The sequence below is a fragment of the Phytohabitans sp. LJ34 genome, from assembly GCF_052068095.1.
In the GTDB taxonomy this organism is placed as follows: Bacteria; Actinomycetota; Actinomycetes; order Mycobacteriales; family Micromonosporaceae; genus Phytohabitans.
In genome coordinates this window covers 100,761-126,831 of sequence record NZ_JBQHDG010000021.1, presented here as the reverse complement: position 1 = coordinate 126,831, position 26,071 = coordinate 100,761, and the positions used below count along the sequence as shown (strand labels likewise).

Annotated in this window: 22 protein-coding genes; 18 read left to right on the top strand and 4 right to left on the bottom strand. The window is 71.0% G+C overall.

The genetic code is table 11. From position 1 onward, the window contains the following. Positions 1–95 precede the first annotated feature (95 nt). From ACTMTJ_RS33070 to ACTMTJ_RS33060, 3 genes are read left to right on the top strand one after another with little or no spacing between them, the layout of a single operon-like run. Positions 96–1,286 (top strand): glycosyltransferase 87 family protein, encoded by a 1,191-nt coding sequence (locus ACTMTJ_RS33070; RefSeq protein ID WP_441222573.1) that lies wholly within the window; start codon positions 96–98, stop codon positions 1,284–1,286. Beyond that, positions 1,283–2,770: a pyridoxal phosphate-dependent decarboxylase family protein gene (locus ACTMTJ_RS33065; protein WP_441222572.1), complete on the top strand. Its 1,488-nt coding sequence runs from the start codon at positions 1,283–1,285 to the stop codon at positions 2,768–2,770. The genes ACTMTJ_RS33070 and ACTMTJ_RS33065 overlap by 4 nt, the downstream gene beginning before the upstream one ends. Before the next feature lie 51 nt (positions 2,771–2,821). Continuing rightward, a complete protein-coding gene (locus ACTMTJ_RS33060; RefSeq protein ID WP_441222571.1) occupies positions 2,822–4,972 on the top strand; it encodes an esterase-like activity of phytase family protein in 2,151 nt (716 codons plus the stop codon). Positions 4,973–5,290: 318 nt separating this feature from the next. On the opposite strand, the gene glnA is transcribed toward ACTMTJ_RS33060, so the two are convergent. Then, complete coding sequence (gene glnA / locus ACTMTJ_RS33055) at positions 5,291–6,715, bottom strand: type I glutamate--ammonia ligase (protein ID WP_441222570.1); 1,425 nt, start codon at positions 6,713–6,715, stop codon at positions 5,291–5,293. A gap of 257 nt (positions 6,716–6,972) precedes the next feature. Here glnA and ACTMTJ_RS33050 point away from each other — a divergent pair, with 257 nt between their 5' ends. Genes ACTMTJ_RS33050 through ACTMTJ_RS33040 form a run of 3 tightly spaced genes read left to right on the top strand, consistent with a single transcriptional unit; the run spans position 6,973 to position 8,932 of the window. Then, complete coding sequence (locus tag ACTMTJ_RS33050) at positions 6,973–7,329, top strand: RDD family protein (protein WP_441222569.1); 357 nt, start codon at positions 6,973–6,975, stop codon at positions 7,327–7,329. Between the two features lie 41 nt (positions 7,330–7,370). Further along, the gene (locus tag ACTMTJ_RS33045; RefSeq protein WP_441222568.1) at positions 7,371–7,997 is read left to right on the top strand and encodes a bifunctional 4-hydroxy-2-oxoglutarate aldolase/2-dehydro-3-deoxy-phosphogluconate aldolase; all 627 of its coding nucleotides are present in this window, start codon (positions 7,371–7,373) and stop codon (positions 7,995–7,997) included. Next, the gene (locus ACTMTJ_RS33040) at positions 7,994–8,932 is read left to right on the top strand and encodes a sugar kinase (protein ID WP_441222567.1); all 939 of its coding nucleotides are present in this window, start codon (positions 7,994–7,996) and stop codon (positions 8,930–8,932) included. Before ACTMTJ_RS33045 ends, ACTMTJ_RS33040 begins: the two co-directional genes overlap by 4 nt. Here ACTMTJ_RS33040 and ACTMTJ_RS33035 read toward each other — a convergent pair. Together ACTMTJ_RS33035 and ACTMTJ_RS33030 are read right to left on the bottom strand one after the other, a co-directional pair. Continuing rightward, the gene (locus ACTMTJ_RS33035) at positions 8,925–9,386 is read right to left on the bottom strand and encodes a hypothetical protein (protein WP_441222566.1); all 462 of its coding nucleotides are present in this window, start codon (positions 9,384–9,386) and stop codon (positions 8,925–8,927) included. The genes ACTMTJ_RS33040 and ACTMTJ_RS33035 overlap by 8 nt on opposite strands. Before the next feature lie 30 nt (positions 9,387–9,416). Further along, positions 9,417–10,085 (bottom strand): bestrophin-like domain, encoded by a 669-nt coding sequence (locus tag ACTMTJ_RS33030; protein WP_441222565.1) that lies wholly within the window; start codon positions 10,083–10,085, stop codon positions 9,417–9,419. A 173-nt stretch (positions 10,086–10,258) separates the two neighbouring features. Between ACTMTJ_RS33030 and ACTMTJ_RS33025 the strand changes: the two genes are divergently transcribed. The 12 genes from ACTMTJ_RS33025 to ACTMTJ_RS32970 all read left to right on the top strand — a co-directional run bounded on the left by ACTMTJ_RS33025 (position 10,259) and on the right by ACTMTJ_RS32970 (position 25,161). Then, entirely contained in the window at positions 10,259–11,662 is a 1,404-nt protein-coding gene (locus tag ACTMTJ_RS33025) for a family 2B encapsulin nanocompartment shell protein (protein WP_441222564.1), read from the top strand. 66 nt (positions 11,663–11,728) lie between these two features. Beyond that, a complete protein-coding gene (locus ACTMTJ_RS33020; RefSeq protein ID WP_441222563.1) occupies positions 11,729–13,105 on the top strand; it encodes a family 2B encapsulin nanocompartment shell protein in 1,377 nt (458 codons plus the stop codon). Then, the gene (locus ACTMTJ_RS33015) at positions 13,102–14,145 is read left to right on the top strand and encodes a family 2 encapsulin nanocompartment cargo protein polyprenyl transferase (RefSeq protein WP_441222562.1); all 1,044 of its coding nucleotides are present in this window, start codon (positions 13,102–13,104) and stop codon (positions 14,143–14,145) included. Before ACTMTJ_RS33020 ends, ACTMTJ_RS33015 begins: the two co-directional genes overlap by 4 nt. 96 nt (positions 14,146–14,241) lie before the next feature. Beyond that, a complete protein-coding gene (locus ACTMTJ_RS33010) occupies positions 14,242–14,790 on the top strand; it encodes a CHRD domain-containing protein (RefSeq protein WP_441222561.1) in 549 nt (182 codons plus the stop codon). A gap of 74 nt (positions 14,791–14,864) precedes the next feature. Further along, positions 14,865–15,695 carry a GNAT family N-acetyltransferase gene (locus ACTMTJ_RS33005; protein WP_441222560.1) on the top strand — a complete coding sequence of 277 codons (831 nt, stop codon included), beginning with the start codon at positions 14,865–14,867 and terminating at the stop codon, positions 15,693–15,695. Then, the gene (gene menC, locus ACTMTJ_RS33000; protein WP_441222559.1) at positions 15,692–16,801 is read left to right on the top strand and encodes an o-succinylbenzoate synthase; all 1,110 of its coding nucleotides are present in this window, start codon (positions 15,692–15,694) and stop codon (positions 16,799–16,801) included. Before ACTMTJ_RS33005 ends, menC begins: the two co-directional genes overlap by 4 nt. A gap of 155 nt (positions 16,802–16,956) precedes the next feature. After that, positions 16,957–18,576 carry an ABC transporter substrate-binding protein gene (locus ACTMTJ_RS32995; protein WP_441222558.1) on the top strand — a complete coding sequence of 540 codons (1,620 nt, stop codon included), beginning with the start codon at positions 16,957–16,959 and terminating at the stop codon, positions 18,574–18,576. Between the two features lie 4 nt (positions 18,577–18,580). Beyond that, positions 18,581–19,540 (top strand): ABC transporter permease, encoded by a 960-nt coding sequence (locus ACTMTJ_RS32990; protein ID WP_441222557.1) that lies wholly within the window; start codon positions 18,581–18,583, stop codon positions 19,538–19,540. Then, a complete protein-coding gene (locus ACTMTJ_RS32985) occupies positions 19,537–21,429 on the top strand; it encodes a dipeptide/oligopeptide/nickel ABC transporter permease/ATP-binding protein (RefSeq protein ID WP_441222556.1) in 1,893 nt (630 codons plus the stop codon). Before ACTMTJ_RS32990 ends, ACTMTJ_RS32985 begins: the two co-directional genes overlap by 4 nt. Then, a complete protein-coding gene (locus ACTMTJ_RS32980) occupies positions 21,426–22,433 on the top strand; it encodes an oligopeptide/dipeptide ABC transporter ATP-binding protein (protein WP_441222555.1) in 1,008 nt (335 codons plus the stop codon). The genes ACTMTJ_RS32985 and ACTMTJ_RS32980 overlap by 4 nt, the downstream gene beginning before the upstream one ends. Continuing rightward, complete coding sequence (locus tag ACTMTJ_RS32975) at positions 22,430–23,362, top strand: dihydrodipicolinate synthase family protein (protein WP_441222554.1); 933 nt, start codon at positions 22,430–22,432, stop codon at positions 23,360–23,362. The genes ACTMTJ_RS32980 and ACTMTJ_RS32975 overlap by 4 nt, the downstream gene beginning before the upstream one ends. Beyond that, positions 23,362–25,161, top strand: a complete 1,800-nt coding sequence (locus tag ACTMTJ_RS32970; protein ID WP_441222553.1) for an exo-alpha-sialidase — start codon at positions 23,362–23,364, stop codon at positions 25,159–25,161. The genes ACTMTJ_RS32975 and ACTMTJ_RS32970 overlap by 1 nt, the downstream gene beginning before the upstream one ends. 212 nt (positions 25,162–25,373) lie before the next feature. Here the strand turns inward: ACTMTJ_RS32970 and ACTMTJ_RS32965 are convergent, their stop codons facing one another. Beyond that, a complete protein-coding gene (locus tag ACTMTJ_RS32965) occupies positions 25,374–26,063 on the bottom strand; it encodes a DUF4191 domain-containing protein (protein WP_441222552.1) in 690 nt (229 codons plus the stop codon). Positions 26,064–26,071: the final 8 nt, after the last annotated feature.

Here is a 26,071-nt window from a genome sequence, read left to right as displayed (position 1 = left end):
TCGCAGGCGGACCTGCGCCGGACCGTCCTGGCCGTCGGAGCTCACTCCTCGCGCTTCACACCTACCTCGCATTCGCGCCGAGAGTAACTGGCAGCATGGAACAGGTGAACAGGAGGATCGCCGTCGTCGCCGCCGTCGTCCTGGCGACGGCTGCCTTCCTGAGCGTGGCCACGATCCGGCACAACTTCTTCGACCTCAAGGTCTACTACGGCGCGATCAACTACTGGGTGCACGACGGCGGCCAGATCTACGACTGGCTCAAGCCCAACAGCAAGTACGGCTACACGTACCCGCCCTTCGCCGCGCTCGTGATGGTGCCGATGGCGTTCGTCTCCTGGCCGGTCGCGGTCGTGATCAGTTGCGCCGCCGCGGTGGTCACCGGCGGGCTTGTCGTGTGGTGGCTCGTCGACCCGATCGCCCGGCGCGAGGGGTGGACCCGTTGGTTCGCGTTCGCGATCGCGTTTTGCCTTGTCGCGGCGTTCGAGCCGATGCGCGAGACGTTCACCTTCGGGCAGGTCAACACGCTGCTGCTCTTCCTGGTCGCCGCCGACCTGCTGTGGCTGGTGGGGCGCGGGCACAAGGCGGCCGGCGTCGGCATCGGCCTGGCCACCGCGGTCAAGCTGACCCCGGGGATCTTCATCCTGTACCTGCTGGTCACCCGCCGCTGGCGGGCCGCGATCACGGCGAGCGCGACCGCCGCCGGCGTGACGCTGCTGGCGGCGGCGGCCGCACCCGACGCGTCCCGGCAGTTCTGGACCGAGATGCTGTGGAACACCGACCGGGTCGGCTCGCTTTCGTTCATCTCCAACCAGTCGCTGGAGGGGGTCGTGGCGCGGCTCGACCCGGTGCATCCCAGAACGGTCCTGTGGCTGGCACTGGTGGTGGCGACACTCGCGGTCTGGGTGTGGCGGGTGCGGCGCGCCGACGTGCGCACCGGCCTCGCGCTCACCGGCGTCGTCCAGTGCCTGGTCAGCCCGGTGACCTGGGTGCACCACCTGGTCTGGCTGCTACCGGCGCTGATCCTGCTCTTCGACCGGGCGCTGGAGGCCCGAAACCGCCGCCTGGTCATCTTCGCGATCGTCACCTACGGGTTCCTGATCAGCCGGTTTGTCTGGATCTGGGAGCGCGGCTCGCCCGGCGTGAGCGGCTTCGTCGGCAGCAACATGTACGTCTGGCTCAGCATCGCCCTGCTCGTCCTCCTGCCGATACCCGACAGGGCCGATGGGCCACATGTTGCCGATTGGTCCTCCGCCAGGACGGATCATCGGCGCATTGTGAGGGCATGAGCGGGAGTCGTGAGGCTACGGGCAGGGACCACGACGGCGGACGAGCGCCGAGCGACGGAGCGTGGCAGACAGGGTCCGATCCGCTGCTGGACGGCAACGGCGAGGGCGTGCTGCGCCAGGTGTACGACGCCGCCGGACCGTATCTCACCTCGCTCGCCGACCGGCCGGTCCGCGACCCGGCCTCCGCGCCGCTCCTCCAGGATCTGGCCGGAGACCTCCCGGACAAGGGCGAAGGCGCGGCCGCCGCCGTGCGCCGGCTTCTCCACGTGGGTACCGAGGCCGGCACGCACTCCGCCGGCCCGCGCTTCTTCCACTTCGTGATCGGCGGCGTGACGCCGGCCGCGCTCGCCGGCGACTGGGCCTCGTCGCTGCTCGACCAGAACGCGGCTTTCCGCGCCTCCTCGACGTTCGCCACCGAGGTGGAGACGGTCGCGCTGCGGTGGCTGCGAGAGCTGTTCGGCCTGCCGGAGGGGTACGGCGGCGCGCTCGTGGCCAGCGCCACGTTCGCCAACTTCACCGGCCTCGGCGCGGCCACCCACTGGTGGGGCGAGCGGCACGGCGCCGACGTCGCCGCGAACGGGCTGGCCGGGCTGCCCCGCATGCCGGTGCTCTCCGGCGGGTACGTGCACGCGAGCTCGCGCAAGGCGCTTCAGATGCTCGGCCACGGGCGCGAGTGCGTGGAGGTCTTCGCCCGCGACGGGATCGGCCGCGTCGACCTCGCGGCGATGGAGCGGCGGCTGGCCGCGTCGAACGCTCCCGCCGTGATCATCGCGAACGCCGGCGAGGTCAACGCCGGCGACTTCGACCCGGTCGCGGACCTCGCCGACCTCGCCGAGCGGTACGGCGCCTGGCTGCACGTCGACGGCGCGTTCGGGCTTTTCGCCGCGCTGTCCCCGCGCACCGCCGGGCTGGTGGCCGGGATCGAGCGGGCCGACTCGATCGCCTGCGACGCGCACAAGTGGCTCAACGTGCCGTACGAGAGCGGCTTCGCCTTCCTGCGCGAGCCGGCCCGCCTGGCGGCCGCGTTCGGCATGCCCGGCGCCGCGTACCTGCCGGCCCCGGACGACCCACGCGGAGGGTACGCGCTGCTCGGCCCCGAGTCGTCCCGCCGGGCGCGGTCGCTGCCGATCTGGGCGACGCTCGCCGCGTACGGCCGCTCCGGCTACCAGGCGATGGTGGAGCGCCACCTCGACCTCGCCCAGCACCTCGCCGCGCTCGTCGACGCGGCACCCGAGCTGGAGCGCCTCGCCGACGTGCCGCTGTGCATCGTCTGCTTCCGGGCGCGCCCCGCCGGCGTACCCGAGGAGGAGCTGGACGACCTCAACCGTGAGCTGGGCGCGAAGCTGCTCGCGGACGGGCGGGTCTTCGCCGGCACCACTGTGTACGGTGGCCGTGTCGCGCTGCGCCCGGCGATCGTCAACTGGCGCACCACGGAGTCGGACATCGACACGTTCGTCGAGGTCGTCCGGTCGCTGATTCCCTGACGTTTCCCCGCTGTTATCCGGGTGGACAGGCGCTTTGAGTACGCACAGTGAATGAAGCGCAGACACATAGGACCGCTCGCGGCCGGCGTTCTCGTCGCATCGATGCTGCCCGCTGTGCCGGCATCGGCGCACGGTCCCGGCGGCACGGGCCCGTTCGGCCGGATCGCCACAGTTCCGGCATACCTCAACAGCGACATCACCGACGACGCCGCGGCTGAGATCGCGGCGGTGAGCTCCGACGGCCGTACGGTCATCTACACCGACAGCCCGGGGGAGCGCCTCGGCTTCTTCGACATCACCGACTCGTCGCACCCCAAGCCCGCGGGCGTGCTGGAGCTGGCCGGCGAGCCGACGTCGGTGGCCACGTTCGGCCGGTACGCGCTCGCCGCCGTCAACACCAGCGCGAGCTTCACCGACCCGTCCGGCGAGCTGGTGGTCGTGGACGTGAAGACCCGCGCCGTGGTGCGCACGATCAAGCTGGGCGGGCAGCCTGACTCGGTGGCGGTCGCGCCGAGCGGCCGGTACGTCGCCATCGCCATCGAGAACGAGCGGGACGAAGACGTCGACGACGGCGCGATCCCGCAGCTGCCCGCCGGCTGGCTGTCCGTCGTGGACACCCGCACGTGGTCGGTGTCCACGGTGGACCTGATCGGGCTGGCCACGGTGGCGCCAGGTGATCCCGAGCCGGAGTACGTGAGCATCAACCGCGACGACGAAGCGGTGGTGAGCCTCCAGGAAAACAACCACCTCGCCGTCGTGCGGCTGCGCGATCGCAAGGTGGTCAAGCACTTCTCCGCCGGTGCCGTCACGGTGTCCGGTGTGGACACTGAGGACGACGGCCAGATCCTCCTCAATGGAACGGTGACCGCCAAGCGCGAGCCGGACGGTGTGACGTGGCTGGACGACAACCTCTTCGCCACCGCCAACGAGGGTGACTACGAGGGCGGCTCGCGCGGCTTCAGCGTCTTCGACAAGCGCACCGGCCGGGTGGTCTTCGACAGCGGCAACGCGCTGGAGCGCCTGGCGGTCGCACACGGCCTCTACCCGGACAGCCGCTCGGACGCCAAGGGCAGCGAGCCGGAAAACGTCGCGGTCGGCACGTTCGGCGGCACCCCGTACCTCTTCGTCAATGCCGAGCGGGCCAACTTCGTCGCCGTGTACGACGTGCGCAAGCCGTGGGCGCCGCGCTTCGTGCAGCTGATGCCGGCTGTCAACGGACCGGAGGGCGTGGTCACCGCGCCGTCCCGCGGCCTCGTCGTGGTCTCCAGCGAGGAAGACATGCCGGACGAGGGCATCCGCGCCTCGGTGCAGCTGTACAAGTTCGGCGCGAAGAGCGACTTCCCGTCGATCGTCTCCACCCGCGGCATCGGCTGGGGCGCGCTCTCCGGCCTCTCCGCGGTGCCGGGCAAGCGGGACCGGCTCGTGTCGGTGACCGACAGCGTGTACACCCCCACCCGCCTCCTCACGATCGACACCGGCGCACGGCCCGCTCGCATCGATGCGGCCCAGGTGGTTTCGAAGGGCGGCGTTCCAGTGGCGTATGACGCGGAAGGCGTCGCGGCCCGGATCGGAGGCGGCTACTGGCTTGGCGTCGAGGGCTCCGGCGGCAAGCCCAACCTCCTCGTGCGCCTCGCCCCCGGCGGCGCGGTCGTCGAGGAGGTGCCGCTGCCCGCCGACGTGGCCGCCGCGGTCACCGGCAACGGCATCGAGGGCGTCGCGGTGACCGGCTACGGCTCCAAAGAGCAGGTGTGGGTCGCGATCCAGCGCGAGCTGACCGGCGACCCGAAGGGCCTGGTCCGGATCGGCCGCTACTCGGTGGCCACGAAGTCGTGGGCCTGGCTCGCTTACCCGCTGGACGCCGCCCCGAGCGGCGCCTGGGTGGGGCTCTCCGAGATCGCCGCCGTCGACCACGACACATTCGCGGTGGTCGAGCGCGACAACCAGCGCGGCCCGGCCGCGACGGTCAAGAAGGTCTACACCTTCGACCTGCCGGCCGGCTTCGGCACCGGGCTACCGCTGGCGAAGAAGCGCCTCGCCGCCGACCTGCTGCCCCTGCTGCACGCCGGCAACGGCTGGACCCAGGACAAGGTCGAAGGCCTGACCATCGGTGGTGACGGCCGCACGTACGCGGTCACCGACAACGACGGCGTCGACGACTCCACCGGCGAGACCGTCTTCATGCGGCTCGGCAAGCTCCTCTAGGGCCGCGAGACCTGGGGGAGTTGGTGCCACGCCGTTGCACCAACTCCCCTGAGGATCTTTTTGAGCTACCGCGATGCCCGTCGTGGTCCAGACCGCTGCTCCCGCGGCCTCACCCTTCGCGGTTGGTCACGCTTACCCTCCGGGGGTGGGCGTTTGTCCACAACGCCTGTCGCCGACCAGGCGGCGGAAGATCGAAGCAGGGCTTAGTGGCCCCGCCGAAGTAGCCGCAACCACAAACAAACCCGAAACGAGCGGAGCAGCGCAAACGTGAAGGCCGGCGCACCGAGGTGCGCCGGCCTTCACGACCCGGACTTTCGATCAGACGTTGTAGTAGAGCTCGAACTCGTGCGGCGTCGGGCGCAGGCGGATCGGGTCGACCTCGTTTTCCCGCTTCCAGGAGACCCAGGTCTCGATGAGGTCGGGCGTGAAGACGCCGCCCTCGAGCAGGAAGTCGTGGTCGGCCTCGAGCGAGTTGAGCACCTCGGGCAGCGAACCCGGCACCTGCTTGACACTGCCCCACTCCTCCGGCGGCAGGTCGTACAGGTCCTTGTCGATCGGCTCCGGCGGCTCGATCTTGCTCTTGATGCCGTCGAGGCCGGCCATCAGCATGGCCGAGAACGCCAGGTAGACGTTGGCGGAGGGGTCGGGCACCCGGAACTCCACCCGCTTGGCCTTGGCGTTGCTGCCGGTGACCGGGATGCGGGTGCAGGCGGAGCGGTTGCGCTGCGAGTAGACCAGGTTGACCGGGGCCTCGAAGCCGGGCACCAGGCGCCGGTACGAGTTGACGGTCGGGTTGGTGAACGCCAGCAGCGACGGCGCGTGGTGCAGCAGGCCGCCGATGTACCAGCGGGCGGTGTCGGAGAGGCCCGCGTAGCCGGTCTCGTCGTAGAACAGCGGCTCACCGTTGAGCCAGAGGCTCTGGTGGGTGTGCATGCCGGAACCGTTGTCGCCGAAGAGCGGCTTGGGCATGAACGTCGCGGTCTTGCCGGCGGCCCAGGCGGTGTTCTTGACGATGTACTTGAACAGCTGGAGCTGGTCGGCCGCGTGCAGCAGCGTCGAGAACTTGTAGTTGATCTCGGCCTGGCCGGCGGTGCCGACCTCGTGGTGCGCGCGCTCGACGGTGAAGCCGGCGCCGATCAGGTTGGTCACGATCTCGTCGCGCAGGTCGGAGTAGTGGTCGACCGGCGGCACCGGGAAGTAGCCGGCCTTGTAGGGCGTCTTGTAGCCCTTGTTGCCGCCCTCTTCCTCGGCACCCGTGTTCCAGGCGCCCTCGATCGAGTCGATGTAGTAGTAGGCCTTGTTGGCCGCCGTCTCGTGGCGGATCGAGTCGAAGACGTAGAACTCCGCCTCGGGGCCGAAGTACGCGGTGTCCGCGATGCCGCTGGCGGCGAGGTAGGCCTCGGCCTTCTTGGCGACGTTGCGCGGGTCACGCGTGTAGGCCTCGCGCGTGAACGGGTCGTGGATGAAGAAGTTGAGCGCGAGCGTCTTCTGCGCGCGGAACGGATCGATGTATGCACTTGCCACGTCCGGCAGCAGCAGCATGTCCGACTCGTGGATCTGCTGGAAGCCGCGGATCGACGAACCGTCAAAGGCAAGGCCGTCGGTGAAAAGAGCCTCGTCGACGGACTCGACCGGGGTGTTGAAGTGCTGCATCACACCGGGCAGGTCACAGAACCGTACGTCGACGAACTTCACGCCCTCGTCTTTGAGGTACCGAAGGAGTTCCTCGGAATTGGCGAACAACACGTCCTCCTGGCACGTCGCTGAGCTATTACGTCGCTGAGCTAAGGGCGGGCACGGCCGCCTGCATGGCTGGCTGGTCGCGACGGTATGGCTGTGCCGTTGCCCAGGCGTGTCTCTAATGTTTCCGCCGTGTTACGTCAGCGGTAGAGGGCGCGACGTCCACCACTTAGCCGTGGCCAGGTCACCGAACGGACCATACACCGGCCGACCACCTCCGCGGGTGGTATGCGGCCAGGTGTCCCGTAGGCTGGGCGGCTGTGACCGAGCCGGACGAGCTTCCCAGCCTGGCCAAGCGCTTCGGCGCACTGGTGATCGACTGGGTGCTCTGCCTACTCGTGTCCAACTTCTTCGGCGACCCGCTCCGCGACGGCTGGCCGCCCGTGCTCGTCCTCGTCTTGGAGTACGGCTTCTTCATCGGCCTCTTCGCGCAGACCCCGGGCATGGCCGTGGTCCGGCTCAAGTGCGTCTCGTTCAAGGACGGCGGCCGGATCGGCATCCCCCGCGCGCTGCTGCGCGGCCTGCTGCTCGCGCTGGTCGTGCCCGCCCTGATCATGGACCCCCACCGCCGCGGCCTCCACGACAAGGCGGCCGGCTCGATCGTCGTGAACCCGTAGGCCCCGGTGCGGGCTCGCGTGGCAGCGGGCAGGATGGGTTTGTGGATCTCAGGGGGTTGCTGGAGCAGCGCCGGCTGGTGGCGATCGTCCGGGGGCGGGACGCGGACGCGGCCACCCGGAGCGTCGTCGCGCTCGTCGAGGCCGGCGTGTCACTCGTCGAGGTGTCGCTCACCACGTCGGGCGCGGAGAGCGTGATCGAGCGGGCGCGCGCCCACCTCGGGCCCGGCGCGGCGCTCGGTGCCGGCACGGTCTGCACCGCCGTCGACGCGATGCGGGCGGCCGAAGCGGGCGCGTCGTTCGTGGTGACGCCGGGATATGGGCCGGGCGTCGACGAGGCGACCAGGCTCGGGCTGCCCGCCCTCGTCGGCGCGCTCAGCCCGACCGAGGTGATCGCCGCCACCGGGGCGGGTGCCACCGCGGTGAAGCTCTTCCCGGCGTCCGTCGGCGGACCGGCTTACCTCAAGGCGCTCCGCGATCCCTTCCCGGATGTCCCGTTCGTCCCGGTGGGCGGGGTTGACGCGGAGCTGGCCCGCGGTTACCTGGCCGCTGGCGCGGTCGCGGTCGGCGTGGGTTCGCCCTTGCTGGGTGACGCGCCGCACGGCGGCGACATCGCCGGTCTTCGCGCGCGGGCGAAGCAGTTCCTCGACGCGGTGGCGCGGGCGTCATGACGGACGTCCTCACGTTCGGGGAGACCATGGCGGCCCTCCGGGCGGGTGGGCCGCTGCGCCTCGGCGGGCAGCTGTCGCTCTCGATCGCCGGCGCGGAGGCCAACGTCGCGATCGGGCTGGCCCGGCTCGGCCACGCCGCCCGGTGGGTGGGCGTCACCGGCGCCGACGAGATGGGCGCGCTCGTGCTGCGCACGCTGCGGGCCGAGGGCGTCGACGTCTCCGGCTGCGCGGTATCGCCGGACGCGCCGACCGGCCTGATCATCTTCGAGCCGCGCGTGGCCGACGTGACGCGGGTGACCTACTACCGCTCCGGCTCGGCCGGCTCGCAGCTGTCCGAGGCGGAGGTCGTGGCGGCGTTCGAGCTCGGGCGGCCACGGGTCCTCCACGTCACCGGCATCACGCCGGCACTGGGCGACGGGCCGGCCGCCGCGGTGATGCGCGCGGCCGCCCAGGCCAAGGCGGTCGGGGCGACCGTCTGCCTCGACGTGAACCACCGGGCGCGGCTGTGGAGCGTCGAGCGCGCCGCCGCCGCGCTGCGGCCGCTGCTGTCGAGCGTCGACGTCGTGGTCGCGTCCGAGGACGAGCTGCCGGTGCTCGTCGACCCCGGTGCCGACCCGCTCACCACGCTTTTCGGGGCGGGCGTACGCGAGGTGGTGGTCAAGCGCGGTGGCGACGGGGCGTCGGCGCACCGGCCCAACCTGACCGTGGACCGGCCGGCGCGGCGGGTGCCGGTGGTGGACACCGTCGGCGCCGGTGACGCGTTCGTGGCCGGCTACCTTTCCGGGCTGCTCGACGACCTCGACCTGACCGGCCGGCTGGACCGGGCGGTGACGACCGGGGCGTTCGCGGTGGCCGCGCGCGGCGACTGGGAAGGGCTGCCCACCCGCGCGGAGCTGGCCCTGCTGGACGCCGTGCCCGGCACCACCGTCAGGTAGACGGCTCGATCAGGTTGAGCGCGATCGCCACCGTGTCCTGGTCCGGCCAGGTGATCTTCACGTCGCCGCGGGCGATCGCGTAGACGCCGGTGCCGCCGAGGATCGCGCCGACGGCGGTGCGCGGGAAGGCGCCGAACCGGTTGATCACGCGCTGGTAGTGGATTTCGCCGTCGGCCAACTGGAGCACGACCTGGCTCAGGATGACCGGGCCGTCCAGCGTGACGTCCACGATGGACGTGGAGGCGGCGGCGACGCCCGAGGCCGCGCCGGCCTTGTCGGTCAGGTCGAACGTGGCGATGTACGTCAGGCCCAGGACCGGCAGGTCGGGCAGCGTTATCCTCTTCCGCTTGGCAATCAGCTCCACAGTGGATCGTGCCTGGGCCGGTGCCGGTGTGGCCAGCGCGCCGGCGACGAGGCCGAGCCCGAGGCCGGCAAGGTGGTCGCGCCTGTTCATCGCCACTCTCCTGACTCAAAATCGTCGAACCTAACTGAACTCGTCGAACCTGGCGAGGACCGCCAGGAACGCGTCCGGACCCAGCCCGGTCGGGCCGCCGAACGGGTGGCTCATCTCGTACGTCAGCCACAGCGTGAACGCGAGCAGCACGGTCATCGCCCCGATCATCGCCAGCTGGTTGCGGAAGCGGCCGTAGCTGAAGAAGAACGTGAACGCCACGGTGATGACCGCGCCGGCGAGCAGGCCGATCCACATGATCGGTGGCACCGGTGAGGTGACCGCGCCGGTGCGCTCCCGCCGGGCGTCGACGAGCGCGTTGATGGCGTCCAGCGTCTGCCCCATCAGGATCTCCTGGCGGGCGTCCGCCGGGCGCAGTGCCGCTGTCTCCGCGCGCATCCGGGCCACCTGGGCGCGGGCGTCGGCGCTCGTCCGCCCCTCCCGCATCGCCGGCCACTCGTCGTACGCCACGGTGTGCGCGTAGTCGCGGGCGAGCGCGGTGAGCTGGCTGCGCTGCGGCTCGGGCAGGGTGCGGGCGGTGAAGTAGATCTGCGAGACGTCGTTCGCCTCGGCCTGCACGTCGTCGTGGACCTTGCTGGAGAACTCCCAGACCACGATGACCACGAATGCGAGGAGGATCGCGTACAGCACGCCCACCATCGAGAAGATCGCGCCGGAGCCGGGCTCGGATTCGGAGCTCATGTCCGGTGGACGCGGGCTTGTGACCTGCGATGACGGCGAACCACCCGTTCGAACGACCTCCAGGTCACAGCCCTGTACGGGGTCGATTACGCGGTGTTAGCTTCCATCGCAGCGGCCGTGCGCCGTCTCTTTCTCTCCCCCTTACGCCTTCCGCGATTGGTGGTGTGTGCGCAGTGACCGTGACCGAATCCATCGAGGATGCCCAACCGAACCAGAGCCTGAGCACGGCGGCGGCGCGAAATCTCGCGACGACGACCAAGTCCGTGCCGCAGATGCAGGGCATCTCCTCGCGCTGGCTGCTCCGCGTGCTGCCCTGGGTGCAGGCAGCCGGCGGCGTGTACCGGGTGAACCGCCGGATGTCGTACGCGATCGGTGACGGCCGCGTGACGTTCACCAACACCGGCGCGCAGGTGCGCGTCGTACCCCAGGAGCTACGCGAGCTGCCCGCGCTGCGCGGCGTCGAGGACGACGAGGTCCTGATGGCGCTGGCGGAGCGCTTCGACCAGCACGAGTACGCGCCCGGCGACGTGATCGTCGAGTTCGGACACCAGGCGGACCAGGTCTACCTGATCGCGCACGGCAAGGTGAACAAGGTCGGCACCGGCCGCTACGGCGACCAGACCGTCCTCGGCGTGCTCGCCGACGGCGACTACTTCGGCGACCAGTCCATCGTGGACGCGGCGGGCATCTGGGAGTTCACCGTCAAGGCCGTCACCCCGTGCACGGTGCTGTCGCTGCCGCGTACCGACGTCGAACGCCTCGCCGACCAGTCCGAGCAGCTGCGGGCGCACATCGAGGAGCTGCGCGCCAGCTCCGGCCAACCGCAGAACCCCCACGGCGAGGCGGCGATCGAGGTCTCGTCCGGCCACAGTGGAGAGCCCGTCCTGCCCGGCACGTTCGTGGACTACGAGCTGTCGCCTCGTGAGTACGAGTTGTCGGTGGCGCAGACGGTGTTGCGGGTGCATTCGCGGGTGGCGGATTTGTACAACCAGCCGATGGATCAGGTGGAGCAGCAGTTGCGGTTGACGGTGGAGGCGTTGCGGGAGCGGCAGGAGAACGAGTTGGTGAACAACCGGGAGTTCGGGTTGTTGCACAACGCGGATCTGAAGCAGCGGATACACACGCGTAACGGCCCGCCCACCCCCGACGACATGGACGAGCTCCTCGCCACCGTCTGGAAGGATCCGACCGTCATGCTGGCCCACCCGCGGGCGATCGCCGCGTTCGGGCAGGAGTGCAGCCGCCGGGGCCTCTACCCGCAGAGCGTCGACCTAGCCGGCCACCAGGTGCCGGCGTGGCGCGGGATCCCGCTGCTGCCGTGCAACAAGATCCCGATCAGCGACACCCGCACGACCTCCATCATGCTGCTGCGCACCGGCGAGGAGCGGCAGGGCGTGATCGGCCTCCACCAGACCGGGCTGCCGGACGAGTACCAGCCGGGGCTGTCGGTGCGCTTCATGGGCATCAGCGACCAGGCCATCATCTCGTACCTGGTCAGCGCCTACTACTCCGCGGCGGTGCTGGTGCCGGACGCGCTCGGCGTCCTGGAGAACGTGGAGATAGGCCGGGAGGGCTGACCCGACCGCGGCCCGGTCGCGCCCCGGTGCGGCCGGGCCATCCCCTCGCTTGAATGGTGGTGTGTGGTGACCGTGACCGAGTCCACGACAGACGTACGACCGAACCAGAGCCTGAGCACGACGGCGGCGCGCAACCTCGCGACGACGACCAAGTCGGTGCCGCAGATGCAGGGCATCTCGCTGCGGTGGCTGCTGCGCATGCTGCCGTGGGAGGAGGCGCCGGGCGGCGCGTACCGGGTCAACCGGCGGCTGACCCTGACCGTCGGCGACGGGCGGGTGAGCTTCACCAACACCGGCGCCCGGGTGCGGGTGGTGCCGCAGGAGCTGCGCGAGCTGCGGCTGCTGCGCGAGCTGGCCGACGACGGCGTGCTCGCCGCGCTGGCCGACCGCTTCGAGCAGCGCGAGTACGCCCCCGGCGACGTCATCGTCACCGCCGGGCAGCCGGCCGAGGACGTGTACCTCGTCGCGCACGGCAAGGTGAACCGGGTCGGCAGCGGCCGCTACGGCGACCCCACGGTGCTCGGCACGCTGGCCGACGGCGACCACTTCGGCGACCAGGTGCTGGACGGCACGGAACGGACGTGGGACTTCGGCGTCACGGCACTCACACCGTGCATCCTGCTCGCGCTGCCACGACAGTCCCTTGTGGAGGAGGCGGTCGCGCACGTGCGGCGCGTCCTCGCCCGCCCGCGCCAGCGGCGCAACCGCCAGGGTGAGGCGGCGATCGCGATGTCCGCCGGCCACAAGGGCGAGCACCAGCTGCCGGGCGCGTTCGTGGACTACGAGTTGTCGCCTCGGGAGTACGAGTTGTCGGTGGCGCAGACGGTGTTGCGGGTGCATTCGCGGGTGGCGGATTTGTACAACCAGCCGATGGATCAGGTGGAGCAGCAGTTGCGGTTGACGGTGGAGGCGTTGCGGGAGCGGCAGGAGAACGAGTTGGTGAACAACCGGGAGTTCGGGTTGTTGCACAACGCGGATCTGAAGCAGCGGATACACACCCGCACCGGGCCACCCACACCCGAGGACATGGACGACCTGCTCTGCCGCCGGCGCAACACGCGGTTATTCCTCGCCCATCCGCGCGCGATCGCCGCGTTCGGCCGCGAGTGCAGCAGCCGCGGCGTGTACCCGGAGCCGGTGGAGGTGGAGGGGCGCCGGGTGATGGGGTGGCGGGGCGTACCGGTGCTGCCTTGCGACAAGATCCCGATCGGGCCGGGCGGCACCACCTCGATCATGGCGATGCGCATCGGCACGGACGAGAGCGGCGTGGTCGGCCTGCGCGAGACAGGGCTGCCGGACGAGTACGAGCCGGGCCTCAACGTGCGCTTCATGGGGATCGACGACCGGGCGATCCGCTCGTACCTGGTCAGCGCCTACTACTCGGCCGCGGTGCTGGTGCCGGACGCGCTCGGCGTCCTGGAGAATGTCGAGATCGAGCGATGACGACTGTGTCGGAGAAGGAAACGAGCAGCGGTCGGTCGGCGCCGGAGGTGCTGGCGTGGAGCCGCACGTGCGTCGACCCGGCGCTGCGCGCGGCGGTGGACACGCTCCCGGAGACCCTGCGCCAGATCGCCGGATACCACTTCGGCTGGTGGGACCGGGACGGGCGCGCGGTCGGCGCGCCCGGTGGCAAGGCGATCCGGCCGGCGCTCGTGCTGCTCAGCGCCGAGGCGGTCGGCGGCGACCCGACCGCCGCGCTGCCGGCCGCGGTCGCCGTCGAGCTCGTGCACAACTTCTCCCTGCTGCACGACGACGTGATGGACGGCGATCGCACCCGCCGCCACCGGGACACCGCCTGGACCGTGTACGGCGTCGGACCGGCGATCCTGGCCGGCGACGCGCTGCTCGCGCTCGCGTTCGACGTGCTGGCCAGCAGCGGTCATCCGGCCGTCATGCCCGCCAGCCGGCTGCTGCACGGCGCGGTGCAGGACCTGCTCGACGGGCAGAGCGCCGACCTGGCGTTCGAGATGCGGTCCGAGGTGGAGCTCCGCGAATGCCTCGGCATGGCGCGGGGCAAGACCGGCGCGCTGCTCGGGTGCGCGTGCGCGCTCGGTGCCACGCTCGGCGGGGCGGGTTGGGAGCGGGTCGACCGGTTCCGGGAGTTCGGCGAGCGGCTGGGGCTAGCGTTCCAGTTCGTCGACGACCTGCTCGGCATCTGGGGCGATCCCGCGGTGACCGGCAAGCCGGTGCACGCCGATCTGCGCCAGCGCAAGAAGTCGCTGCCGGTGGTCGCCGCGCTGACCTCTGGTACGCCGGCCGGCCGGGAGCTCGCGGTTCTCTACAGTGGAGCGCCGCCGTCCGGTGCCGACCTGGTGCGCGCCGCCGAGCTCGTCGCCGAGGCCGGTGGCCGGGACTGGAGCCAGGCGCAGGCCGACGACCTGCTCGGCCAGGCGCTGCACCACCTCCGGCAGGCCCATCCGGCCGCCGCGCCGGCCGCCGAGCTGACCGGCCTGGCTGGTCTCGTTACCCACCGGGATCGGTGAAAGGGGCGGTTTCGCAGGATGCGAATGGCTTGAACCGGGCCTCCACCAGCTGCGTGGCCTCCGAATAGGGCACGTTGTCTATGGACGGAGGCAACAGTGAAACTCACGCATGCGCGGCTCCTGGCCGTCGCGATCGCGGTCACCGTCGTCAGCACTGTCGGGGGGAGCGCCGCGACGGCGGGCGCCGACGGCCCACGGGGTGGAAACACCGTTGTGGAGCGGCTTTCCGGGTACGAGGAGGATCCGCTCGTCATCTCCACGACCGGCTCGGGGCAGTTCCGCGCTCAGATCAACGAGCGCGCTCAGGAGATTTCGTACCGGTTGACCTACTCCGCTCTGGAAGGCACCGTCACGCAGGCGCACATCCACCTTGGGGGGAAAGCGCAAAGTGGCGGTATCAGCGTATTCATCTGCACCAATCTCGGTAACGGGCCGGCCGGCACGCAGGCCTGCCCCGCGGCGCCGGCGACCGTCACCGGCACCATCCGGCCGGCCGACGTGATCGGTCCGGCGGGCCAGGGGATCACGGCCGGGCAGTTCAGCGAGCTCGTCGCCGCGGTCCGGGCCGGCGCCACCTACGTGAACGTGCACAGCAGCCTCTACCCCGCCGGGGAGATCCGCGCCCAGCTGGGCCACAGCCACTGATCAAACGACTGGTGATCAGGGCGTCCGGGGAGACGCCCTGATCACTTCCCGGCACGGATCAGTACCGTAGAGCGATGAGCACGCTGGCCGATGAGGCGCGGATGGCGGCAAACGGAGCCGCTGACCGGCTCGGGGTGCGGGTCCTGGAGCTGTCCGAGGTGGACGATCAGCGGGCGGCCGCGGAGCTCTTACAGCGCGTCTGGAACGCCGACTCACCCGACCAGCTTGTCAACGCGGGCTTCATGCGGGCGTTCTCGCACTCCGGCAACTACGTCGTCGGCGCGTACCGAGGCGGCCAGCTGCTCGGCGCCGCGGTCGCCTTCATCGGCGCCGACCATCTGCACTCGCACATCGCCGGCGTGGAGCCGGGGCGGCAGGGCTCCGGCGTCGGGTTCGCGATGAAGCTGCACCAGCGGGCCTGGGCGCTCGACCGCGGCCTGGACACGGTGTGCTGGACCTACGACCCGCTGGTCCGGCGCAACGCCTACTTCAACCTGTGCAAGCTCGGCGCCCGGGCCACCGCGTACCTGCCGGACTTCTACGGCCCGATGGACGACGGCATCAATTCCGGCGGCCCGAGCGACCGCATGTACGTGCGCTGGGACCTCACCTCGCCCAGCGCGAACGCGGCGGCCCGCGGTGAGTGCCGGGAGGTCGATCCGGCCGGCGGCGTCGTGGTGCTGGGGCGGGGCGGCGACGGCTCCCCGGCGCCGGTCGCCGGGGCCGTCGGCCGGCGGCTCCTGGTGGCCGCGCCGGCCGACGTCGAGGCGCTGCGCGGCGCCGACCCCACGCTCGCCAGCCGCTGGCGGTACGCGCTGCGCGACGCGATCACCGCGGCGATGGACCGGGGCTATAGCGTGGCGGGCGTGACGCGAGACGGCTGGTACGTGTTGGAAGACGCATGAGGCTGACCGGATTGGAGCTGCGGCGCGTCGCCATGCCGCTGGTCTCACCGTTTCGCACCTCGTTCGGCACCGAGTACGACCGCGACGTGCTGCTGGTGCGCGCGGTCACCGGCGACGCCGAGGGCTGGGGCGAGTGCGTGGCGATGTCCGAGCCGCGCTACTCCAGCGAGTACGTGGACGGCGCGGCCGAGGTGATCCGCCGCTTCCTCGTGCCGGCGCTCGCCGCCCTGCCCAGTGCCGACCCGGTCGCGGTCGAGCCGGTGTTCGCCGAGATCAAGGGGCATCCCATGGCGAAGGCGGCGGTGCAGACGGCGCTGCTCGACGCCCAGCTCCGGGCGGCCGGGCTGTCGTTCGGCGGCTACCTTGGCGCGGTGCGCGAGCGGGTGCCGGCCGGCGTCTCGGTCGGGATCATGGACTCGATCCCCGCGCTGCTGGACGCGGTCGCCGGCTATCTCGGGCAGGGATACCTGCGGATCAAGTTGAAGATCGAGCCCGGCTGGGACGTCGAGCCGGTGCGCGCCGTGCGCGAGCGCTTCGGCGACGAGGTGCTGCTCCAGGTCGACGCGAACACCGCGTACACGCTGGCCGACGCCCGCCAGCTGGCCCGGCTCGACCCGTTCGACCTGCTGCTGATCGAGCAGCCGCTGCCCGAAGACGACGTGCGCGGGCACGCCGAGCTGGCCCGCCAGATCCGCACCCCGGTCTGCCTCGACGAGTCGATCACCTCGGCGCGGGCGGCGGCGGACGCGATCGCGCTCGGCGCGGCCGCGATCGTCAACGTCAAGCCCGGTCGGGTCGGCGGCTACCTGGAGGCCCGGCGGGTGCACGACGTGTGTGCGGCGCACGGCGTGCCGGTGTGGTGCGGCGGGATGCTGGAGACCGGCCTCGGCCGCGCGGCCAACGTCGCGCTCGCCGCGCTGCCCAACTTCACGCTGCCCGGCGACACGTCCGCCTCCGACCGGTACTTCGCGCGGGACATCACCGCGCCGTTCGTGCTGGAGGAGGGGCACGTACGCGTGCCGACCGGCCCCGGCCTGGGCGTCGAGCCCGACCCGGACGCGCTGGGCGACCACACCACCGCCACGGAGTGGCTCAAGATCACATAAGGGGCGGCCGTGGCGAGCGAAGCGAGCGTGGCCGTTCGACGTAGTGGAAACGAAACACACCGGTAACAGCCTCTTGACCGCGTGATCGATGGGCGCCTAGCCTCTCCAGGACGTAGGACATAGGACGTCCCATGAGTGGACGCGAAGGAGGCACCGTGGGTACCTCGACATATCGGACCATAAGCCGCCGCGATCTTCTGCGCTACACCGCGATCCTCGGCGCCGCCACCACCGTCACGGCGACCGTGTCCGCCTGCGGCAGCGGGCCGGCCTCCACCGGCTCGACGGGTGGCGACGGAGACAAGGAGCTGGTCACCGCCGTGATCGGCTACGGCAACGACCAGAGCTGGGATCCCACCCAGACCGCGTCCGCCTTCTCGATGGCCGCCATCCAGCACATCTACGAGGCGCTCGTCGAGACCGACCCGGTGAGCCGCGAGCCGTACCCGGCGCTCGCCACCGCGCTGCCGGCCGACCCGACCGCGACCACCTGGAAGTTCACGCTGCGGCAGGGCGCCAAGTGGCACGACGGGCAGCCGGTCACCGTCGACGACGTGCTCTTCACCTTCGAACGGGTCCTGGACCCCGAGGTCAAGCCGCTGGTGGGCAACTTCTTCCGGGCGTGGCTGAAGGAGGTGCGCAAGGTCGACGACACGAGCGTGGAGCTCGTCTTCAAGTTCCCCTTCCCGGACGCGCTCCGGCGGCTCGCCATCGCCAAGATCCTGCCGAAGCACGTCTTCGGCGTCGCCGGCGGCTGGGACGCGGCCAAGGGCGGCAAGGCGGTCGGCTCCGGACCGTTCAAGCAGACCGCGCACAACCCGAAGTCGAACACCACCTTCGAGGCGTTCGCCGACTACAACGGGCCGCGCCCGGCCGCGTACAAGAAGATGAACTGGCTGTCCATCGTGGACGCCGCGGCCCGCGTCGCGAAGATCTCCGGCTCGCACGCGGAGGCGCAGATCTCGGACAACATCCCGTACGCCAACATCGACCAGCTCAAGAGCGGCGGGCTCACGGTCGAGGGCGCCAAGGGCATGAACCACATGTTCCTGATGTTCAACACCGGCAACAAGCCGTTCGACGACGTGCGGGTGCGGCAGGCCCTGCTGTACGCGATCGACACCAAGACGATGATCGACGTCGCGCTCAAGGGGCACGGCACCGCGTCGACGAGCTTCCTCAACGAGGGCAACCCGTCTTACGAACGGGCCAGCACCGTGTACGCGTACGACCCGGACAAGGCCAAGTCGCTGCTCGCCGCGGCTGGTGTGACCGGGCTGTCGATCACGCTGATGGCGGTCAACGTGAGCTGGATCGCCGACTGCCTGCCCACGATCGCCAACTCCTGGAACGCGATCGGCGTCAAGACCACGCTCCAGCCGCAGGACACCAGCGCGCTGTTCACGAAGATGGACCAGTCGCAGGACTACCAGGTCGTGGCGGCCGCCTCCAACCCCAACCAGTTCGGCATCGACGCCGACCTGATCCTGCGGTACAACTACACGCCCGGCGGCGTCTGGATGAAGTACACGAAGTGGGACGCCAGCCCGGCGGCGAAGGACCTCTTCGCGTTGATGGACAAGGCGACCGAGGAGCCCGACCCGGCGAAGAAGCTGGACCTCACCCACCAGTACCTCAACGTGATCGCCGAGCAGGCGGTGCTCTACCCGGTCGTGCACACCGAGCTGATGACCGCCTGGGACAGCAAGAAGCTCACCGGCGTGCGCCCGCAGGGGTACCCAGGCATCAACCTGCTCCAGTCCAAGCGAGTCTGAGCTCGTGTCCGTGATCGCCCGGATGCTGGCCCGCCGCATCCTCATCCTGATCCCGCTGCTGCTGGGTGTGATCCTGTTCGTCTTCATCGTCATGCGGTTCTCGAACAACAAGCCCGAGTACGCGTACTTCCAGGGCACGAACCCGACGCAGGAGCAGATCCAGCAGTTTCGCGAGGAGAACGGGCTGACCGACCCGCTGCCGGTGCGGTACGTGCGTTTCGTCGGCGACCTGCTCCAGGGCGACATGGGCACGAGCGTGCTGACCCGGGCGCCGGTGCTCGACTCGGTGCTCACCGCGCTGCCGCTGACGATGCAGCTGACCTTCCTCGGGCTCGGGATCGCCGTGGTGACCTCGCTTCTGCTGGGTGTCACCGCGGCGATCTTCCGGGACAGGTGGCCCGACCAGGTGATCCGGGTGGTGTCGCTGGGCGGGGTGGCGGCGCCCGGGTTCTGGCTGGCGCTGCTGATGATCCAGTGGCTCGCGGTGGACCGGGGGTGGTTCCCGACCGGCGGGTACATCAACCCGGCCGACTCGTTCACCGGGTGGCTGCGCTCGATGACGCTGCCCGCGCTGGCCCTGTCGCTGCCGGTCGCCGCACAGCTCACCCGCATCGTGCGCACGTCGATGGTGGAGGAGCTGGACAAGGACTACGTGCGCACGGCGATCGGCAGCGGGCTGCCGCCGATCGTCGTGGTCGGCCGCAACGTCCTGCGCAACGCGCTCATCAACCCGTTGACCGTGCTCGGTCTGCGGGTCGGCTACCTGCTCGGCGGCGCGGTGGTGATCGAGACGATCTTCGCGCTCCCGGGCATGGGCAAGCTCATGATCGACGGGGTCACCAACGGCGACCCCGCCGTCGTGCAGGGCGTGGTGCTGACCATCGCCACCGGCTTCGTCGTGGTCAACCTCGCCGTCGACATCCTGTACCTGCTGGTGAACCCGCGCCTCCGGAGCGCCTCATGAGACGCCTCTCGCCGCTCTCCTGGATATCTCTCGGCGTGCTCCTCGCGATCGCGCTCGTCGCGCTCCTCGCGCCGTGGATCGCGCCGCATTCGCCCCTCGACCAGGCCAGTGCCGGCGGCGGCCCCTCGGCCGACCACTGGATGGGGCTCGACAGCGCCAACCGCGACATCCTCAGCCGGCTCATGCACGGCGCGCGCTGGTCGCTCGTCATCGGCCTGGGCGCGACCGCGTCCGCGCTCGTCGTCGGCGCCATCGTGGGCGCCACCGCCGCCGCGGCCCCGAAGTGGGTCGACGAGGGCATGATGCGGATCCTCGACGTCGTCATGGCGTTTCCCGGGATCGCACTGGCCGCCGTGCTCGTGGCGGTCTTCGGCGGCGGCATACAGGTGCTCGTCTTCGCGATCGCCTTCCTCTACACACCGCCCGTCGCCCGCGTGGTACGCGCCAACGTGCTCGCCCAGTACGGCGAGGACTACGTCGCCGCCGAGCGGACCATCGGCGCGCGCACCTGGCACATCCTGGTCAAGCACGTCGCCGTCAACTGCGCCGCGCCGGTGCTGGTCTTCTGCACGGTGATGGTGGCCGACGCGATCGTCTTCGAGGCGTCGTTGTCGTTCATCGGCGCGGGTGTGCGGCCGCCGAACCCCTCCTGGGGCAGCGTCATCGCCGACGGCAAGAACATGGTGCTGCTCGGCGGCTGGTGGGCCACCGTATTCCCGGGCCTGCTGATCCTCCTCACCGTGCTGTCGCTCAACATCCTCTCCGAGGGCGTCTCGGACGCCTGGGCCGCGCCCACCGCACGCCGGGCGCCCCGCTCCACAAAGGAGGGTGACGCCATCGAGGCGGTCAAGCCCGGCTCGGGCGACGTGGTCCAGCTGCCCGGACTCGCCGAGGCGGCCCGGCGGCTCGCCGAGCGGGCCCGGCCGCTGCCCGCCGGCCGGCCCGTGCTTTCGGTCGAGCGCTTGCGGATCAGCTTCCCCGGCCGGCACGACGACGTGGACATCGTCGACGGCATCGGCTTCGAAGTGCGCCCCGGCGAGGTGCTCGGGCTGGTCGGCGAGTCCGGCTGCGGCAAGTCGCTCACCGCGCTGACCGTGATGGGTCTCGAGCCGCGCGGGGCCCGGGTGAGCGGGCAGGTGCGCTTCGACGGGAAGGACCTGCTCGCCCTGCCGCGCCGGGCCCGCCGGCGGCTGCTCGGCCACGACATGGCGATGATCTACCAGGACGCGCTCTCCTCCCTCAACCCGGCGATGACCATCCGGGCCCAGCTCAAGCAGCTGATCCGGCGTGGCGGCAAGCGGAGCGCGACCGAGCTGCTGGAGATGGTCGGGCTCGACCCGAAGCGCACGCTCTCGTCGTACCCACACGAGCTCTCCGGCGGGCAGCGGCAGCGGGTGCTCATCGCGATGGCGCTCTCCCGAGACCCCAAGCTGATCGTCGCCGACGAACCCACGACCGCGCTCGACGTGACCGTCCAGGCGCAGGTGATCGAGCTGCTGCTGCGCCTGCGCGCCGAGCTCGGCTTCGCACTGATCCTCGTCTCCCACGACCTGGCCCTGGTCGCCGACGTGACCGACCGGGTCGCGGTGATGTACGGCGGGCAGATCGTCGAGACCGGCGTCACCGCGTCGCTCGTCGGCGCGCCCGCGCACCACTACACCCGCGGGCTCCTCGGCTCGGTGCTGTCGCTGGAGTCCGCGGCGCCGCGGCTCACCCAGATCCGCGGCGTGGTGCCGTCGCCGGCCGACTTCCCGTCCGGCTGCCGCTTCGCCGACCGCTGTCCGATGGCTTCCTCCGTGTGCCGCTCCGAAGCCCCACCGCTGGTCGGGCTCGACGGGCACGCCGTCGCCTGCCATCACCCGGCGACCGTACTGGCGGGTGTCTCATGACAGTCCTTGTTGAACTGTCCGATGTGCACGTGGTGCACAAGGCGCGCTCCGGCGGGCTGTTCCACCGCGACCGTGTCTATGCGCTCACCGGCGCCGACCTCACCGTCGCGCCCGGCGAGACCGTCGGCATCGTGGGGGAGTCCGGCTGCGGCAAGACCACGCTCGCCAAGGTGCTCGTCGGCCTCCAGCGCCCGACGTCGGGAACGGTCACCTTCAAGGGGAACGACCTGGGAAGCATGCCCGACTTCCGGCGGCGCCGCCTGATCGGAGCGGGCGTCGGCATGGTCTTCCAGGACCCGTCCACCGCGCTCAACCGGCGGCTGCCGGTGCGCAAGGTGCTGCGCGACCCGCTCGACGTGCACGGCCGGGGCACACCTCGGCAGCGCGCGGAGCGGGTGCGCGAGCTGCTCGCCCAGGTGGGTCTCCCTGCCAGCGCCGCCGACGTGCTGCCCGGCCAGCTCTCCGGCGGGCAGCGGCAGCGGGTGGCGATCGCCCGCGCGCTCGCGCTCGAACCCGACCTGCTGGTCGCCGACGAGCCGACGAGCGCGCTCGACGTGTCGGTGCGGGCGCAGATCCTCAACCTGCTGCTCGACCTCAAAGAGCGGCTCGGCCTCGCGCTCGTCTTCGTCTCGCACGACATCCAGACGGTACGGCGGATGAGCGACCGGGTCGTCACCATGTACCTCGGCCGGATCGTCGAGGAGACGCCGGCCGCGGCGCTGCCGCACGGCGCGCGGCATCCCTACACGCGGGCGCTCTTCTCCGCCACGCCCGGCCTGCTGCACCCGATCGATCCCATCCCGCTGGTGGGACCGGTGCCGTCGGCCACCCGGCCGCCGAGCGGCTGCCCTTTCCGTACCCGCTGCTGGCGGGCCGAAGACGACTGCGCGGACGAGATGCCGCCGCTCGACGGCGACACCGGGCAGCTCATCCGCTGCTACCACCCGGTGCCGGCCGGCGCCACCGACCGCGAGCTGATCAGCCAAGCACAGGAGCGTTCATGACCACGGCCCAAGCCCTCACCGGCGTCATCCCTCCGGTGTGCACCCCGCTCACCCCGCGGTACGAGGTGGACACCGGCTCGCTGACCCGGCTCGTCGACCACCTGATCGACGGGGGTGTGGACGCGCTGTTCCTGCTCGGTTCCTCGTCGGAGGCGGCGTTCCTGCCGGACCGGCACCGCCGGGTCGTGCTGGACACCGTCGTCGCGCACGTCGCCGGGCGGGTGCCGGTGCTCGCCGGTGTCATCGACATGACGACGATGCGGGTGCTGGACCACGTGCGGTCCGCTGTGGACGCCGGCGTGGACGGGATCGTCGCCACCGCGCCCTTCTACGCGCGCACGCATCCGACCGAGATCCGGGCCCACTTCCGCGCGATCGCCGACGCGGCGGCGCGGCCGCTGTACGCGTACGACCTGCCGGTGTCGGTGCACACCAAGCTCAGCACCGACCTCGTGCTGGACCTGGCCGCCGAGGGCGTACTGGCCGGCGTCAAGGACTCCAGCGGCGACGAGGGCGGGCTGCGGTCGGTGATCCTCGGCCGCCGCGACCGGGAGGACGTCAGCGGGTTCAGCGTGCTGACCGGGTCCGAGCTGACCGTCGACTCAGCGCTGTGGATGGGCGCCAACGGGGTCGTCCCCGGACTGGGCAATGTGGACCCGCACGGGTACGTGCGGCTGCTGAGGTCGGCGTGGGCCGGCGAGTGGGACGCCGCGCGGGCCGAGCAGGAGCGGCTGTTTCACCTCTTCGAACTCATCACGGTGGGAGGCACACGCATGGGCATCAGCTCGTCCGCACTGGGTGCTTTCAAGGCGGCACTCTTCCTGCGCGGCGTCATCGACCACCCGACGACCGCGCCGCCACAGGTGCCGCTCGACGATGACGAGATCGCCCGGGTCGGCAAGTACCTGGCCGCGGCGGGGCTGGTCTGATGAAGGCGCTCCTCGCACTCGCGCTGCTCGGCCCTTCGGTGGCCGCCCCGGCACCCTCGGTCGACGAGCAGGTGCTGTACCGGCAGGGCGATTCCGGCTACTCCTGCTTCCGCATCCCCGCCGTCGTGCGGGCCAACGACGGCACCGTGCTGGCCTTCGCCGAGGGGCGGGTCGCGGACTGCGGCGACGACGGCGACATCGACCTCGTGCTCCGCCGCTCGACCGACGGCGGGCGCACGTGGGGGCCGCTCCAGGTGGTATCCGAGGGCAACGGGAGCACGCACGGCAACCCGGTGCCGATCGTCGACCGCCGCACCGGACGGGTCGTCGTCGTGACCACCCACAATGGACCGGCACCGTGCCCCGACGGGTGCGACCGCGACCCGTACGTGCAGGTGAGCGACGACGTCGGGGCCACCTGGTCGGCGCCGCGCGAGCTGACCGAGGCGAAGCGTCCGGAGTGGAACCACTGGTACGCCACCGGGCCGATGCACGGCATCCAGCTCACCCGCGGCCCGCACGCCGGGCGACTGGTGGTCGGCGCGAGCTTCGAGAGCTGGGATCGGGTCGGCCCGCACGTGTACGGCACACACCTGCTCTACAGCGATGACGGCGGCGAGACATGGCACATCGGCGCGGAGACGTCCCGCGACGACGGGCGGGTCATCGCGCAGGAGGTGACCGTCGTCGAGCTGCGCGACGGGCGGATATACGCGCTGGCCCGCGAGCGGGGCACCGACCCGGGCAGCCGGGCGTACGCGACGAGCAGCGACGGCGGCGAGACCTTGGATCGTCCCTTCCGGACACTGCCGGCGTTGGAGATGCCGGACGTGCAGGGCTCACTGCTCCGCTTCGACTCGGGGCGGATCCTCTTCTCGGCGCCGGCACACCCGGCCGCGCGCGAGGTGGCGTCGATCCGCTCGTCGTACGACGAGGGGCGCACCTGGGAGACGTGGCGGCAGGGCAAGGTCTTCTCGTGGGGCCCGACCGCGTACTCCGACATGGTGCGGCTCGACGGCGACGAGGCCGCGCTGATGTACGAGTCAGGCACCTCGACGCCGTACGAGAGCATCCGGTGGACCCGCTTCGACGAGGCCTACCTGGACACGCCCAACGGCACGCCGCCGGGCATCCCCGGCCCACCCGCTCCGGCCCCGACGACGCCGGACGTGTCGCCCGCGCGCAACGACGCCTACCTGCGCGGCGGAGCGGCCGGTGTCGAGGACGGGCGCTTCGGCGGCGGGCTGGCGCTGGACGGCGTCGACGACCGCGTCGAGGTGCCGTTCGACCGCTCGATCGACCTCGGCGGCGGCGACTTCACGCTCACCGCCTGGATCCGCTACGCCGAGCCGACCAAGCAGGGCGCGATCCTCTGGGCGTACCGGATGGGAAGCGGGACCACCCCGCAGATCTGGCTGCGCGCGGAGCCGGCGAGCAAACGGATCCGGGCCCTGATGGTCGTCGACCGCTTCACGGTGAGCGTGGCCTCGACGTCCGCCTACAACGACGGCGCGTGGCACCACGTGGCCCTGCGCCGCGCGGACGGCCGGCTGGCCCTGCTCGTCGACGGCACCGAGGTGGCATCGACGACCGCACCGCCGGGCTCGGTGACGGCGGGCAAGGAGTTCGGCGTGCAAGGCATCCACATCGGACAGCGCGTGGACGGCGCCGACCGCTTCCGCGGCACGGTCGACGAGGTGCGCGTCTACCGCCGCGGCCTCACCGACACCGAGCTGCGCCTGGTCCGCGACTGGAACGCCCCGCTCGGCGGCCGCCTGGGCCTACGACTCCCGTTCTAGCGACCGCTAGCCGGGCAGGAACGAGATCGTGGTACTTCAGACCCCCTATGGGGGACCGGAGTACCACGATCTTTTCGGCGCGTGTGGGTGATCAAGGGGTAACCGCGACCAGCAGCGATGGGTGAGGCCGCGGGAGCGACGGCACGGACCACGACGAACATCGCGGTAGCTCAAATATTCGAAATGGCCTTGAGGCCGGAGCCGGCAGCGACCTAGCGGCCGCGCATCTGGCGGAAGGCGCCCTTCGAGGGGCGCATGTTCTTCGGGATGGCGCCCTTGGGGAGGTTGGGGCGGGCGGAGAGGGCGGTGAGCCGCTTGTCGAGCGCGTTGACGTCTTTGCCGGTGAGGTTGCGCGGCAGGCGCATGAGCGTGGTCCGCAGCTTGCGGACCGACAGCTCGCCCTCCTCGGTGCCGATGATGTAGTCGTACATCGGGGCGTTGCCGATGACCTTGGCGAGCCGGCGCTTTTCCTGGCCGAGGAGGCTGCGCACGCGCTGCGGGTTGCCCTCCGCCAGGAGGATCACGCCCGGCCGGCCCAGCACGAGGTGCACCATGTCCATCTGCGTGGTGGAGCTGAGGGCGGTGGTGACCCGCCAGTCGCCGCGCATGTTTTCGACGAGCTGGGCGGCGGCGCCGGGCTGGCCCTCCGCGGCGTTCATCATCGCGGCGTTGGAGCGCACGTTGAGCACGATGAGCACGGCGAGGAGCGTGAGCAGGATGCCCACCGGCAGCCACAGCCAGCCCCAGGTGATCACCGCCACCACGGTCAGGGCGAGCGGGATGAGCACCGCGGCGGCGACCAGTGGGGCGAACCACTTGTCGCGTTTGGCGGTGAACGAGAAAACCATCCCGATCTGCTTCAGCCGCTGACCGAAACCGACCTTCTCCTCGGGCTTTGCCATGCCAGGAA